Raw genomic sequence first — 14,283 nt, 5'->3', positions numbered from 1 at the left:
GTCATGCACTACGTATCCACCCGTGCCCCGCGTGCCGGACACGAACTTGCCGCCGCGGCGCGGTTTTCCGACATTCTGCTAGCCGGTCTGGCACCGGACGGCGGCCTCTATATGCCGGCGCGTTACCCGCAGGTCGACGCGGCGCTGCTGGAAAAGTGGCGCACGCTGTCCTATGCGGACCTGGCGTTCGAAGTGCTGTCGCTGTATTGCGACGACGTGCCGTCCGCGGACCTGCGCGCGCTGCTGCGCCGCACCTATACGGCCGAGGTCTACTGCAATCTGCGCGACGGGCAACGCGCGGAGGACATCACGCCGCTGAAGTTGCTCGGCGAGGAAGCGGTTGCGGGAACGTCGGACAAGACGACGTTGTCGCTGCTGGAACTGTCGAACGGGCCGACGCTGGCGTTCAAGGATATGGCGATGCAGTTGTTGGGCAGCCTGTTCGAATACGTGCTGGACAAGCAGGGCGATACGCTGAACATTCTGGGCGCCACGTCCGGCGATACCGGCAGCGCGGCGGAATATGCGATGCGCGGCAAGCGCGGCGTGCGCGTGTTCATGCTGTCGCCGCATGGCAAGATGAGCCCGTTCCAAAGCGCGCAGATGTACAGCCTGCAGGATCCGAACATCTTCAATCTGGCGGTCGAGGGCGTGTTCGACGACTGTCAGGACATGGTGAAGGCGGTGTCGAACGATCACGCCTACAAGGCGGCGCATCGGATCGGTACCGTCAACTCGATTAACTGGGCGCGCGTCGTGGCCCAGGTCGTTTATTACTTCAAGGGTTATCTGGCGGCCACCGCCGGCAAGCCCTATGTCGATGGCGCGATGCCGCCGGTATCATTCACCGTGCCGTCGGGTAATTTCGGCAATGTCTGCGCCGGGCATATCGCGCGGATGATGGGGCTGCCGATCCGGCGCCTCGTGGTCGCCACCAACGAGAACGACGTGCTCGACGAGTTTTTCCGCACCGGGCATTACCGCGTGCGGACGTCGGCGCAGACGTTGCAGACCAGCAGCCCGAGCATGGATATCTCGAAAGCATCGAATTTCGAACGCTTCGTTTTCGATCTGCTCGAGCGCGACGGCGATGCCTTGAAGACGCTGTTCGGCAAGGTCGACCATGAGGGCGGTTTCAGCCTCGCCGGCACTGCGGCGTTTGATCGCATCGCCGACTTCGGCTTCGTCTCCGGCCGTAGCGATCACGCGCAGCGGCTGGCGGTGATCCGCGATATCGATGCGCGCTACAAGACGACGATCGATACGCATACGGCCGATGGCGTCCACACGGCGCGGCAACACCTGGAAGCCGGTGTGCCGATGATCGTGCTGGAGACCGCACAACCGGTGAAGTTCGGCGAAACGATCAAGGAAGCGCTCGGCCGCGAGCCGGAGAGACCCCACGCCTTTGCCGGTATCGAGGCGCTGCCGCAACGCAGCACGGTGATCCCGGCGGACGTTGCGGCGGTCAAGCAATTCATTACGGCGCATACTGAAGGCTGAAAGCGTTCGCGGCGCCGGGCCCGGTCGAGTAGAGTCGTGTAGGAACCCGCCGCGCCGCTGCGCTCCCGCCTATCGCTTCCGTCTTTCTTCCTATGTCTGAAAACGCTACGCCTCACGCTGATCCGTCCGTCTCGCATAATGGCGCGCCCGCCACCCCCCGATCGACGCCGCCCGGCGGCCGCGCACCGATGCTGACGACGGCAGAGGCACTGCAAACGCTGCTGGCTGCCGCCGACGCGCCACGCGGTGCGAAGGGCGGCGGCGCGGACACCGAGATTTCGGCGGCGTCCGCGGTGCATCCGGCAATCGAGACTCTCCCGACCGAAGTTGCTTTGGGCCGGGTGCTGGCGGCCGATATCGTGTCCCCGATCGATGTTCCGCCGATGGATGTCAGCGCCATGGACGGGTATGCGGTGCGCCTGGCCGAGTTGGCGGTGCATCTGGGTGCGGCGGCCGGGGATCACGCCGACGTGACGCCATTGGGCCATCCTTTCCCGGTGTCGCAGCGCATTCCCGCCGGCGCGTCGCCGACACCGCTGGCGTCCGGGACAGTCGCGCGCATTTTTACCGGCGCCCCAGTGCCGGAACACGCCGATCTGATCGTGATCCAGGAGGACGCGCAGGTGGAGTCGACCGGCGTACGCTTTACGCAGGACGACGTGCCGCGGGCCGGGCAGTGGATCAATCGGCGCGGTGCCGATATCCGCGCCGGCGCGGTGATCCTGCCGCGTGGGACGCGGTTGACGCCGCAGGCCCTTGGCCTCGCCGCATCGGTCGGCGTCGCGTCGTTGCCGGTGATCCGACGCCTGAAGGTCGCGATGCTGTTTACCGGCGACGAATTGCGACGGCCCGGTGAAGCGCTCGCGCCCGGTGCGATCTACAACTCGAATCGCTATACCTTGGGCGGCATGCTCCAGGCGCTCGGTTGCGACGTCACCGATATCGGTATCGTCGCCGATCGGCTCGACGCGACGCGTGCGGCCTTGCGCGATGCGGCGGCCTCGCATGATCTGGTACTGACCAGCGGTGGCGTGTCGGTTGGCGAGGAGGACCACGTCAAGGCGGCGGTGGAAGCGGAAGGCACGTTGGCGCTGTGGAAAATCGCGATGAAACCCGGCAAGCCGCTGGCTTTCGGGACGTTGAAGTCCGCTGTGGGCAGCGCGTTCTTTATCGGGTTGCCGGGCAATCCGGTATCGACCTTCGTCACCTTCCTGCTATTCGTCCGCCCCTTTATCCTGCGTCTGCAGGGCGTTCCCAACGTCGCTCCGAAAGCGCTGCAGGTGCGTGCCGACTTCGCCTTGAAAGGCGACCGACGCAACGAGTTCCTGCGCGTCCGTTTGAATGATGCCGGCGGCCTCGATCTCTATCCCTCGCAGAGTTCGGCAGTGTTGACCTCCACCGTGTGGGGCGATGGCCTAGTGGACAATCCCCCGGGGCGCGATATCGCACCGGGCGATCTGGTCCGTTACCTGCCGTTTACCGACCTGCTGTTCTGACCTCAGCAAACGAAAAAATCATGGAAATCGCTCTACGTTATTTCGCCAGCTTGCGCGAGGCGGTCGGCACGGCCGAGGAGCGCGTCGTCGTGCCGGAATCGGTGAACACGGTGGGCGATGTACGCGCCTGGCTCTGCACGCGTGGTGGGGCGTGGGCCGATGCGCTGGCCGGTACGCGGTCGCTGCGCATGGCCTGCAATCACGAAATGACGGGGGCTGAAACGCGGATTTCGCCGGGATGCGAGGTGGCATTTTTCCCGCCGGTAACCGGCGGTTGACGAGGGAGACCATGTCCGATCGATCGACGGCCGATGGGCCGGTTTCGCCGCCCGCCGCGCCTGTGCTAACGACGTCCGCGGGCGCGCCTTCCGGTGGCGTGAACAAGACGGTGCGTATCGCCGTGCAAGAGGCGGATTTCGATACCGGTAAGGAATTGGCCGCCTTGCGCCTCGCCCATCCCGGCGCCGGCGCGGTGGCGGCTTTCATCGGTGCCGTGCGTGACGTCAGCCAGGGCGCGCCGGTCGATGCGCTGGAACTCGAACACTACCCGGGCATGACCGAACAGGCCCTCGGCGACATCGTGGCGCAGGCACATGCGCGCTGGGTGCTTCAAGGCGTGACGGTGATTCATCGATATGGCGGCCCGCTACGACCGACCGATCAGATCGTGCTGGTGGCCGTGGCGAGTGCGCATCGCGGCGATGCTTTCGACGCCTGTGAGTACATCATGGACTACCTGAAAACCGAAGCGCCGTTCTGGAAAAAGGAAGGCGCGGGCGAGGCCCGGCACTGGGTGGACGCGCGCGAAAGCGACGACCACGCGCGGGCGCGATGGCAGTCGGCAGGGTAGATCGCACGTCCGACGCAGGCGAGGGTGGTGCGATCCGCGCCGACCGTTGAAGCAAGGCTGTCGACGTTCCAATACTTCTTTTGTTTTGGAGTCCTTAGCGAAATTGTGCGAACTATGACGAAAGGTTCTTGGCCGAATCGTCGGCGTGGCCGACCTATCCCTTTGGCCGATTGAGATTTGCCTGGCGCCACGATAAGGTTGCCGGGTGTCCAATCGATCGAAGGATTTTATGATGCGTTCCGCGCAGTGTAGCGATCGGCCGACAGCGGGGGCGTCGGCACAACGTGCGCTCGGCCGTGCGCATTCGACGCGGCGATCCGGGGTGGAGACAATCGATTTGTCCGGTGAGGAGGCCGTCTGCCCGCGCAGCGCGCGTCCGACCGTGCGCGAACAGTTGGCGCAGACGCGTGCCTTGCTGCGTGCGATGCCCCGTTTTCCGTCGCGGGAGGGCGTGTCACGCTGGCTACCCGTGCCGGCGGCGCCCGCGGTCGCGGTGGCCACGCGATCGATGCCGGTGCCATTGCCGTTGCGGCTCCCGATGCCCTTACCGTGGGCTTCCGTGGCGGCGTCTGTGCATGCAATGCCGGGTGTCGCGTCTGATTCGCCGCTCGATCTGTCGTTGCCCAGCCGTCGGAGGAATGAAACGGCGGCAAGCAGCGCTTCGCACGCCGAAGCGGCGAGTGTCGAAGCGGCGGAGGCATTGCGCGAGATCGTCATGCAGCGCACTCAGATGCTGCGGCTGGTGGCCGGCGTGGCCGGACGTAAGATCCTGATTGGCCAAACCGGGCCGACCGGGCCGTTTTGCATTCAGTACGATGCGCGCAATGTCCTCGTCGCCGCCTTTATGGCGCTCAATGGCGCGGAGGGCATCTCGCAGCGGGAATTCTCGCGGGCGATGCACCTTCTGTATCGAACGTTCAATTCCTGGCTTACGCGCTATCGTCGGAATCCCGACGGTGCCGACGTTTTTTGGGCGGCCATCGCACCCGACACGGCGCACTATGCGCCCTTGCTCGTTCAGCAGTTGCGGGCCTCTCGGCGGCTGCCGGCCCCGACGTTTTCGGACCTCGTCGCCAGTCCCCTGCATGGTAGATTGTGGCAGACGGTCAATGGCTCGACGCGTCAGCAAATCGCATGTCGGCGTGCGGTCAAGCGCGCTTGACGCTACGTCGGGGGCGCCGAACGGCCGCGCACCGTGTCCTCGCGCGCAGCAATGGGCAGTAGTGGGCAGCGATAGGCAGCGATAGACTGCGGCGCACAGCGGGAATCGGCAGCCACTATTTTGGTCGACATCCTCTTGAAATTATTACCATGCGCCGCATTTAGGTAGCATGAATTTCAAAACGAACGATGCAATGCCTGGAGGATCTCCGTGAGAATCGACAAGCTGACTACGAAGTTTCAAGAAGCCGTCGCCGACGCCCAAAGTCTGGCGGTCGGCCGCGACAACCAATATATCGATCCCTTGCACGTCCTCGCGGCCCTGCTCGCGCAAACGGATGGATCGACGCGCTCGCTGCTATCCCGCGCGGGCGTGCAACTGCAGCCGTTGCAGGCGGCCGTCACGCAGGCGATGGATCGCCTGCCGAAGGTGCAGGGCACCGATGGCAATGTCCAGGTCAGTCGCGAGTTAACCGGCCTGTTCAATCAGGCCGACCGCGAGGCGCAGAAGCAAGGCGACGCTTTTATCTCGACCGAAATGTTTCTGCTGGCGGCGGTCGACGATAAGGGCGATAGCGGCCGCCTGTTGCGCGAGCATGGACTGAGCCGCAAGACGCTCGACGCGGCCGTGCAGGCAGTGCGGGGCGGGCAGCCCGTCAACAGCGCCGATGCCGAAAGCCAACGCGAAGCGCTGAAGAAATACACGCTCGACCTGACGGAGCGGGCACGCTCGGGCAAGCTCGATCCGGTGATCGGTCGTGACGATGAGATTCGGCGTGCGATTCAGATCCTGCAACGCCGCACGAAGAACAATCCGGTGTTGATCGGCGAACCGGGCGTCGGCAAGACCGCGATCGTCGAAGGTTTGGCGCAGCGGATCGTCAATGGCGAGGTGCCGGAGTCGCTGAAGAACAAGCGGGTGCTGGTGCTCGATATGGCGCTGCTGCTGGCGGGTGCGAAATACCGCGGTGAATTCGAGGAACGCCTGAAAGCGGTGCTGAGCGACGTCGCCAAGGACGAGGGCCAGACCATCGTCTTCATCGATGAAATCCATACGATGGTCGGTGCCGGCAAGGCCGAAGGGGCAATGGACGCCGGCAATATGCTGAAGCCGGCGCTGGCGCGCGGCGAGCTGCATTGCATCGGTGCGACCACGCTCGACGAGTATCGGAAATACATCGAGAAGGATGCCGCGCTGGAGCGTCGTTTCCAACGCGTCCAGGTGGATGAGCCGTCGGTGGAAGCGACTATCGCGATCTTGCGCGGCTTGCAAGAAAAGTACGAGCTGCATCACGGCGTGGAGATCACTGATCCGGCCATCGTCGCGGCGGCGGAGCTGAGTCACCGCTATATCACCGATCGCTTTCTGCCTGACAAGGCGATCGATCTGATCGACGAAGCGGCCTCGCGGATCAAGATGGAAATCGATTCGAAGCCGGAGGAAATGGACCGGCTCGATCGGCGCCTGATCCAGTTGAAGATCGAGCGCGAAGCGGTGCGCAAGGAGAAGGACGAAGCGTCGCAGAAACGGCTCGGCCTGATCGAGGACGAGATCGAGCGCTTGCAGCGCGAGTACGCCGATCTGGAAGAGATCTGGACTGCCGAGAAAGCGGCGGTGCTGGGCAGTGCGCAACTGAAGGAGGATATCGAGCGCGCACGCGCCGATATCGTCAAGTTGCAGCGCGAAGGGCGCCTCGACAAAGTGGCCGAGCTGCAGTACGGCAAGCTGCCGCAACTCGAAGCGCGGCTGAAGGAAGTCACGCAGGCCGAGGCGAGCCAGGGTAGCGGTACGGCCGCGCGTCCGCGTCTGCTGCGTACGCAGGTGGGCGCCGAGGAGATCGCGGAAGTGGTATCGCGCTCGACCGGGATTCCCGTGTCGCGGATGATGCAGGGCGAGCGGGACAAGTTGCTGCATATCGAGGACAAGCTGCACGAGCGGGTGGTCGGGCAGAACGAGGCGATCACCGCGGTGGCCGATGCGATCCGTCGTTCGCGCGCCGGCTTGTCGGATCCGAACCGGCCCTATGGTTCCTTCCTGTTTCTGGGGCCGACCGGTGTGGGGAAGACCGAGTTGTGCAAGGCATTGGCCGGCTTCCTGTTCGATTCGGAAGAGCAGTTGATCCGTATCGACATGAGCGAGTTCATGGAGAAGCACAGCGTCGCGCGTTTGATCGGCGCGCCGCCCGGATATGTCGGGTATGAAGAAGGCGGTTATCTGACCGAAGCGGTACGGCGCAAGCCCTATAGCGTGATCTTGCTCGACGAAGTCGAAAAGGCGCACCCGGATGTCTTCAACGTCTTGCTGCAAGTGCTGGACGACGGGCGGATGACCGACGGGCAGGGGCGCACTGTGGATTTCAAGAACACGGTGATCGTGATGACGTCGAACCTCGGATCACAATTGATCCAGTCGATGGTGGACGCGCCGCAGGAAGAAGTCCGTTCCGCGGTGTGGGATGAGGTGAAGCTGCATTTCCGGCCGGAATTCCTGAACCGGATCGACGAGGTCGTCGTCTTTCATGGTCTGGATCGGTCGAATATCGAGGCGATCGCGCGCATCCAGTTGCGTGTGCTCACCGAGCGTCTCGCGAAGCTGGATATGCAGCTCGATATCAGCGAAGCGGCATTGGCTGAGATCGCGAAGGTCGGGTATGACCCCTTGTTCGGTGCGCGGCCGTTGAAGCGCGCCATCCAGCAGGAGATCGAGAACCCGGTGGCGAAGTTGATCCTCAGCGGCCGGTTCGGCGCGAAGGATGTCATTCCGGTCGATTTCAGCGACGGGGACTTTTCGTTCGAGCGGATCGTTCACTGATCCGTCGCGGACTGCAGTATCGAAGGGCCGACTTCGAACCTTTCTCTCGCCTTGGAGGGCGTTTTCTTCAGGGTGCGGGAAAGTGCCGAGGCGGCCCTTTTTTAGTTTTCGGCCTGGCAGCGGTAGACGGTGGTTTGCCGATAACGCTGCGCGGGACGCAGCGTGACCCCTTGCGCATCGGCCGTATTGATCTGGTTCGGCTGCGCCTGCGTTTCGAAACACACGGCATCGTGCGCCCGTAGCGCATGACCGGCCCCGTCGACGACGCCTCTCAGATTCGAGGCGGTATAAAACTGAACGGTCCGCTCGGTGGTGGCGATCGTCAGCCGGCGCCCCGAATGCGGATGGAAGGCGGCTGCGACGTCGCGGAGCGGCGTTTCGATGCGATCCGGTGGGGACAGCACATAGCAGTGGTCGTATCCCTGCATCGCGACCAGTGCCGGGTCGCGGCTCGCGAGGCGGGCGCCTACCGTGGCACCGTCTCGGAGATCGAACACCGTGCCGGCGACAGACACCTGCTGCTGCGGAATCCCATGCACATCCGGCAACAGGACCTGTTCCGCATCGATGCGAACGACGTGATCGAGGATCGTGCCGTCATCCGGCGTGTCTTCCAATAATGGCTTGCTTGCCGTATCCGACGCCGCATTCGCGCCCGTTGCGCGACCGCGCAGTCCGGAGAGGTTGAAATAGCTGTGGTTCGTGACATTGAATGCCGTGGGCGCCGCGCACTGCGCGTCATAGTCGATGCGGATGGCCGTCCCGTCGAAGGTATAGCGAACCTGCAAGGTCAGCGCGCCGGGAAAACCGCTGTCGCCGTCCGGCGAATGCAGCGTGAAGAGCACGCTGCCCGAGTCGGGCGCGAGCGAATAGTCCCAGAGGCGTCGATCGAACCCGTCATGGCCGCCGTGCAGCGTATTGGCACCGTCATTCGCTTCGAGGCGATAGTCCTGGCCGTCCAGCGTGAAATGCGCGCCGGCGATCCGGTTGGCGAAGCGCCCGATCGTGCCGCCCATATGCGTGCTGCTGTCGAGGTAGGCCTGCGGCGTCGCGAAGCCGAGCACGATGTTGTCGAATCGGCCGTCGCGATCCGCTGCGTCCCAGCGCACCAAGGTCGCCCCGAGATTGCTGAGCACGGCCTGCGCGCCATGCGCGTCGCGCAGTGTAATCCGATGGACGGGCGTGCCGTCTTTGAGCGTGCCCCACGGGCTGGCCTCGCAAGTGATCGTCGTCATATTCGCCATCGTCTCCTGTCGTCGTGTTCCTGCGCCCGCCATTGCGTCCCGCAGCGGCCGCGCTTTTTGCTAGGCTGTCGTCTTCGTTTCCTTCCCGGTGCGCCGAACGTGAGCCTCAGCCCTTCCTCCTCCATCGAGACGTGCGACGTCTTCGTCTACGGCACGCTGCGGCATGGCGAGATCAACGATATCGCCTTGGCCGCCATGCGTTTTGGGCGCCCCGATTTGCCCGCGCCGCGGCACGTCGCCGTCGGCCGTGTGCGGGGGCACCTGGTCGATTTCGGCGATTGGCCGGGCCTGGTGCCGCCGCACGGCGCGGACGCGGCGGGAAAGACAGCCCGGTGCGCCACAGTGCGCGGCGACGTTTTTCGCATCGATCGGGCGCTCCTTTCCATTCTGGACGAGATCGAGGGGATTCGCCCGGACGGACGCGGCGCCTTTTATCGCAGCGAGATCGACGTGATACCGGATCGGCCCGCGCGCGCGGACGGCAGCGATGCGCATGCCGCCGTGCCAGCCGAAGCGCCGCGCCAGGCCTTGCGATGCGTCTACTATCCCATCGATCCCGAGGCGGGGCGGGGACGACCGCCGATTTCCGGCGGCGATTGGATCGTGCACAGGCTGGCGCGGTGTCGTTGAGCACGACAACTGCTGCCGTGGCATTTTTGCGCGACGCGGGACGTACTAGAATGGAGTCGCAGTGTGGTGCAGTGTCTGGCCGCGCGCTGCGTAGATCCGCGCAGCGCGTGCGATTGAGCACGATCAACGGCGTTCCTCCGACCGGGAGCCTCTGCCATGTTCAAGCACATTTTCGTACCCACCGACGGTTCCGAACTGTCGCAAAAGGCGGTGAATGCCGCCGTCCAACTCGCCGCCACGACGGGCGGCACGCTGACAGGCTATGCCTGCCTGCCGGCGTATCCGGTGTCGCCGTTTACCGAGGTCATCGTCGAGCCGCCGATGGACTTTCAAATGCGTTGCGAGCGCGATGCGCAACGACATCTCGATGAAGTTTCGTCCCTGGCGGCGTCACGGGGCGTGCCCTGTACGACGCGCGTCAGCACGCATGCCTCGCCCTACCTCGGCATTGTCGAGACCGCCGAGGGGGCGGGCTGCGATGTGATCCTGATGGCGTCGCACGGGCGCCATGGTCTGGCGCAAATGCTGGTCGGCAGCGAAACCCAGCGTGTCTTGTCGCACACGCGGATTCCGGTGCTGATCTACCGCTGATCCGGCAACGGTAGCGGCAACGGTGGCAGTAGCGGCACCGCGTCAGGCAAACTGCGCTTCTTCCGTCGATCCGGTAAGGGCGGTGGTCGACGACTGGCGTTCGATCGTCTGCGTGACCGCGTCGAAATAGCCGGTGCCCACTTCGTGCTGGTGCTTGACGGCGGTGAAGCCGCGATCGGCCGCATCGAATTCCCGTTGTTGCAGCTGGACGAAGGCGCTCATCTGTTCGCGCGCATAGCCGTGCGCCAGATCGAACATGCTGTAGTTCAAGCTATGGAAGCCGGCCAGCGTGATGAATTGGAAGGTGTAGCCCATTTCCGCCAGCGCATGCTGGAACCGGGCAATCGTCGCATCGTCCAGATTCCGTTTCCAGTTGAACGACGGCGAGCAGTTATACGCCAGTGCCTTACCTGGAAACTGCGCATGGATGGCGTCGGCGAAGCGGCGCGCTTCGAGCAGATCGGGCTTGCCGGTTTCGCACCAGATCAAATCGGCATACGGCGCATAGGCGAGGCCGCGCGCGATCGCCTGTTCCAGTCCGGCGTGGGTCCGGTAAAAGCCTTCGACGGTCCGTTTGCCGGTCAGGAAGGGCTGATCGAGCGGATCGATGTCCGAGGTGATCAGGTTCGCTGCCTGGGCGTCGGTGCGCGCGATCAGCAAGGTAGGCACGCCGCTGACGTCCGCCGCGAGGCGGGCCGCGAGCAATTTGCCGATGGCTTCCCGTGTCGGGACCAGCACCTTGCCGCCTAGATGACCGCATTTTTTCGCCGAGGCCAACTGATCCTCGAAATGCACCCCGGCCGCGCCCGCATCGATCATCGCCTTCATCAGCTCGAAGGCATTCAGCACCCCGCCGAAACCTGCTTCCGCGTCGGCGACGATCGGCGCGAAATAATCGATATATCCGGGATCGCCCGGGCGGGTGCCATCCGCCCACTGGATCTGATCGGCGCGGGTAAGGGTGTTATTGATCGCGCGAACCACCTGCGGCACCGAGTTGACCGGATACAGCGATTGGTCCGGATACATCGCTCCCGCCTGGTTCGCATCGCCGGCCACCTGCCATCCCGACAAATAGATGGCCTGAAGGCCGGCTTTGACCTGCTGCATGGCCTGATTGCCGGTCAGCGCGCCCAAGGCGTTGACGAAGGGTCGATCGACGCCGTGCCGGCCGCTTCCCGCCGGCAGCGATTGACGCTGCAATAAAGACCACAGCCGCTCGGCACCGCGCCGCGCCAGCGTATGTTCCGGCTGAACCGAACCGCGCAGGCGACAAACCTCCTCGGCATCGTAACCGCGCTTGATGCCTGCCCAACGGGGTGAAACCGCCCAGTCGTGACGCAAGGCGGCGCAGGCGTCGCGATCGTGTCGTTTGCCATCACTACCGTTCGATAAGGACTGCTGATTGCTTGCATCATGCTTGCGATGATCGTTCGTCATGGTGGTGCTCCAAGCTAGGTCGATGGAAAGGGAGACGCATGCGGGAGCGCGGACGATGGCGCCGATGACACTCGGCTGTTCGTGCCGTCCCGTCGTTAAACCCAGTCTAGGCAGGCGCGACGATCGTGTCGACCGTCATTCGTCTTGCAACGATTAAAATTTACTTCTTATTAATCAATGCGGTATCGCCAAAATCCCATATCGTGAAATGAGCGGCGGATGGTGAAACGCTTTTCTGCTGCGCTGCCACAGCCGATTTCATGCATTGCACAAGATTTTCACATTGTGAAAATTCGAGGGTTGCGCCGAATCGGCGGGGCGCTTGGGTGAGGGGGCGTTTCCCGACAGACGGGAAGCCAAAAGGAAAACCCCCGCGACACATTGCGTGTCGCGGGGGTTCGGTTCAGCAGGCACGGCATTGATCGACCGGTCGGGACCGGCCGACTTACGCCAGCCGCTTAGCCGCGGTCGGACGAACCGCCGTCACGGCGACGGCCATAGCCTTCGCTCGCGCTGCGGCCGGCGTAACCACCACCGCTGCCGCTACGGCCAGCGTAACCGCCGCCGTTGCCGCTACGGCCAGCATAGCCACCGCCGCCGCCCGTACCGGTGCCGCGGTTGCCCGCATAGCCGCCACGGCCAGCGCCGGCGCTGCCGCCACCGCCGTTACCGAAAGAACGGCCACGTGCACCACCACGCGGTGCCGACGACATCGACGGCGTACGACGCGGTTCGAAACCGACGATCACCGACACCGGCAGCGGCTGATGCGTGAAGCGTTCGATACGCTTCACTGCTTGCGCTTCGGCGTGGTGCGCCAGGCTGATTGCCGTGCCGGTACGGCCAGCGCGGCCGGTACGACCGATACGGTGAACGTAGTCTTCCGCGAACTTCGGCAGATCGTAGTTGAACACGTGCGTGATGCCCGGCACGTCAATGCCGCGGGCTGCGACGTCGGTTGCCACCAGGACACGAACCTTACGCTCGCGCAGTGCGTTCAGCGTGCGGTTACGCGCGCCTTGCGGCAGATCGCCGTGCAGTGCCGCCGACGAGAAACCTTCGTCGGACAGGCGGCCTGCGAGCATGTCGGCATCGCTCTTCGTGGCCGTGAAGATGATCGCTTGATCCAGCGATTCGTCGTTCAACAGATGCGACAGCAGACGGTCCTTGTGGGCACGGTCATCGACCCACAGGATCGACTGGGCGATATTCGCCTTTTGTTGCGCGCCACGGGCGATCTCGATCGACACCGGGTCGTTCAGCAGGCGCTTGGTCAGCGAGCTGATCTTCTGGTCGATCGTTGCCGAGAACAACAGCGTCTGACGCGTCGCCGGCGTTGCCGCGACGATCGTTTCGATGTCGTCGATGAAGCCCATGTCCAGCATACGGTCGGCTTCGTCCAGCACCAGCATCTGCAGTTGCGACAGATCGATGCGGCCACGTTCGATATGGTCCAGCAGACGGCCCGGCGTTGCCACCAGGATTTCCGGCTGCTTGGCCAACAGCGCCAACTGTTGGCGATACGGCACGCCACCGAGGACGCTGACGCAACGCAGCTTGCGCAAGTTCTTGCCGAACTGTTCAGCGGCCGTGGTGACCTGCATTGCCAGTTCACGGGTGGGGGTCAGTACCAACAGGCTCGGACGTGCCGGTTGGTATTGCGGGCGTCGACGCTCGGTTTCAGCACGCGGGCCGGCAGCCGGCTTTGCAGCGGCAGCCTGTGCCGCAGCGCGTGCGACGGAGAAACGTTGGATGGCGGGCAGCATGAACGCTGCGGTCTTGCCCGAACCGGTCGGGCTGGAGACCAGCAGATCGCGGCCGGAAATCGCTGCGGGAACCGCTTTTTCCTGCACGGGCGTCGGGCCGGTAAAACCGGCAGCCACCAGCGCGGAAACGATCTCCGGTGCGAGACCGAGAGCGGCGAACGCTTCGCCACTCGGCAGTGCTTCGGCTGCGACTGCCGTTTCGGGCAGGTCGGTTGCCGGCACGTCAGCCTGGGTAGCGATCGTTGCGTCGCCGTTCTGGGTCGTTGAGCTAAAAGTCATGTATTCGAAATCCTCGAGTGTGAAATGAGGCGTCGGCGCCAATCGGCGTCGCCAAGTCATCGAATGCACGAAGCAAAACGAGAAGCGGGACGTGGCCGGTTAGGCGCATCCGGAAACCGGATGCGCCCACCGTCGTTAGAACCTATCGGACAGCAAACAGGGCTGGCACAGCCGCTGGTCCTTTTCGGGACTGGCAGTGCACCGCCTGCTTCTTCGTGAACCGTGCCCCGACGCGCTGATTACTTCGCGTGTCGGCAGCAGGGAGCAGGGGGACAGTTTCTAAACTGGGATTGGGGCAAAACGCTTGCACGCTGGCGGCGTGCTTCGCTTCGTGTCCGGGCGCCGATGACTTGGCCAATCCGGAAAGGGGTCGGTTTTACGACTTGTTAACCGACGGGTTAACTACGAAGCACGAAAGCAGTAACGCCAGCGATTGCCGAGTATAACGGTTTTTGCACAGAAGTGCTATCGGCATTTTCGTCAGGGCGCCCTGTGGTGTTTCGGTGCCCAA

The 14,283-nt window shown here is 63.9% G+C and carries 11 protein-coding genes; 8 read left to right on the top strand and 3 right to left on the bottom strand.

Annotation, left to right across the window (positions count from 1 at the left end):
* Positions 1-3: 3 nt before the first annotated feature.
* From thrC to clpB, 6 genes are all read left to right on the top strand, one after another.
* Positions 4-1,503, top strand: a complete 1,500-nt coding sequence (gene thrC, locus ABEG21_RS09950) for a threonine synthase (protein ID WP_347554479.1) — start codon at positions 4-6, stop codon at positions 1,501-1,503.
* 188 nt (positions 1,504-1,691) lie between these two features.
* Complete coding sequence (glp, locus tag ABEG21_RS09945) at positions 1,692-2,999, top strand: gephyrin-like molybdotransferase Glp (RefSeq protein WP_347556716.1); 1,308 nt, start codon at positions 1,692-1,694, stop codon at positions 2,997-2,999.
* 20 nt (positions 3,000-3,019) lie between these two features.
* The gene (gene moaD, locus ABEG21_RS09940) at positions 3,020-3,277 is read left to right on the top strand and encodes a molybdopterin converting factor subunit 1 (RefSeq protein ID WP_347554478.1); all 258 of its coding nucleotides are present in this window, start codon (positions 3,020-3,022) and stop codon (positions 3,275-3,277) included.
* 110 nt (positions 3,278-3,387) lie between these two features.
* Complete coding sequence (locus ABEG21_RS09935) at positions 3,388-3,849, top strand: molybdenum cofactor biosynthesis protein MoaE (protein ID WP_347556715.1); 462 nt, start codon at positions 3,388-3,390, stop codon at positions 3,847-3,849.
* A 229-nt stretch (positions 3,850-4,078) separates the two neighbouring features.
* On the top strand, positions 4,079-5,011 hold the full coding sequence (locus ABEG21_RS09930) for a hypothetical protein (RefSeq protein ID WP_347554477.1): 933 nt from the start codon (positions 4,079-4,081) through the stop codon (positions 5,009-5,011).
* 210 nt (positions 5,012-5,221) lie between these two features.
* Positions 5,222-7,822, top strand: a complete 2,601-nt coding sequence (clpB, locus tag ABEG21_RS09925; protein WP_347554476.1) for an ATP-dependent chaperone ClpB — start codon at positions 5,222-5,224, stop codon at positions 7,820-7,822.
* A gap of 101 nt (positions 7,823-7,923) precedes the next feature.
* On the opposite strand, the gene ABEG21_RS09920 is transcribed toward clpB, so the two are convergent.
* On the bottom strand, positions 7,924-9,057 hold the full coding sequence (locus ABEG21_RS09920; RefSeq protein ID WP_347554475.1) for an aldose epimerase family protein: 1,134 nt from the start codon (positions 9,055-9,057) through the stop codon (positions 7,924-7,926).
* Between the two features lie 108 nt (positions 9,058-9,165).
* Between ABEG21_RS09920 and ABEG21_RS09915 the strand changes: the two genes are divergently transcribed.
* Together ABEG21_RS09915 and ABEG21_RS09910 are read left to right on the top strand one after the other, a co-directional pair.
* A complete protein-coding gene (locus ABEG21_RS09915) occupies positions 9,166-9,696 on the top strand; it encodes a gamma-glutamylcyclotransferase family protein (RefSeq protein WP_347554474.1) in 531 nt (176 codons plus the stop codon).
* 156 nt (positions 9,697-9,852) lie between these two features.
* Complete coding sequence (locus ABEG21_RS09910; RefSeq protein WP_347554473.1) at positions 9,853-10,287, top strand: universal stress protein; 435 nt, start codon at positions 9,853-9,855, stop codon at positions 10,285-10,287.
* Positions 10,288-10,329: 42 nt separating this feature from the next.
* Here the strand turns inward: ABEG21_RS09910 and aceA are convergent, their stop codons facing one another.
* Both aceA and ABEG21_RS09900 read right to left on the bottom strand, forming a co-directional pair.
* The gene (gene aceA, locus ABEG21_RS09905; protein WP_347554472.1) at positions 10,330-11,727 is read right to left on the bottom strand and encodes an isocitrate lyase; all 1,398 of its coding nucleotides are present in this window, start codon (positions 11,725-11,727) and stop codon (positions 10,330-10,332) included.
* A gap of 458 nt (positions 11,728-12,185) precedes the next feature.
* Positions 12,186-13,772: a DEAD/DEAH box helicase gene (locus ABEG21_RS09900; RefSeq protein WP_347554471.1), complete on the bottom strand. Its 1,587-nt coding sequence runs from the start codon at positions 13,770-13,772 to the stop codon at positions 12,186-12,188.
* Between the last annotated feature and the right edge of the window lie 511 nt (positions 13,773-14,283).

The organism is Robbsia sp. KACC 23696, from assembly GCF_039852015.1.
Classification (GTDB): domain Bacteria; phylum Pseudomonadota; class Gammaproteobacteria; order Burkholderiales; family Burkholderiaceae; genus Robbsia.
The sequence above is the reverse complement of the archived record's forward strand: the minus strand, read 5'-3'. Positions and strand labels throughout refer to the sequence as shown.

What these genes read in the sequence shown, in the direction of transcription:
- moaD (WP_347554478.1), top strand. Translation starts at nt 3,020, where the DNA reads ATGGAAATCGCTCTACGTTATTTCGCCAGCTTGCGCGAGGCGGTCGGC.
- aceA (WP_347554472.1), bottom strand. Translation starts at nt 11,727, where the DNA reads ATGACGAACGATCATCGCAAGCATGATGCAAGCAATCAGCAGTCCTTA.
- ABEG21_RS09900 (WP_347554471.1), bottom strand. Translation starts at nt 13,772, where the DNA reads ATGACTTTTAGCTCAACGACCCAGAACGGCGACGCAACGATCGCTACC.
- thrC (WP_347554479.1), top strand. Translation starts at nt 4, where the DNA reads ATGCACTACGTATCCACCCGTGCCCCGCGTGCCGGACACGAACTTGCC.
- ABEG21_RS09930 (WP_347554477.1), top strand. Translation starts at nt 4,079, where the DNA reads ATGATGCGTTCCGCGCAGTGTAGCGATCGGCCGACAGCGGGGGCGTCG.
- ABEG21_RS09910 (WP_347554473.1), top strand. Translation starts at nt 9,853, where the DNA reads ATGTTCAAGCACATTTTCGTACCCACCGACGGTTCCGAACTGTCGCAA.
- ABEG21_RS09920 (WP_347554475.1), bottom strand. Translation starts at nt 9,057, where the DNA reads ATGACGACGATCACTTGCGAGGCCAGCCCGTGGGGCACGCTCAAAGAC.
- glp (WP_347556716.1), top strand. Translation starts at nt 1,692, where the DNA reads ATGCTGACGACGGCAGAGGCACTGCAAACGCTGCTGGCTGCCGCCGAC.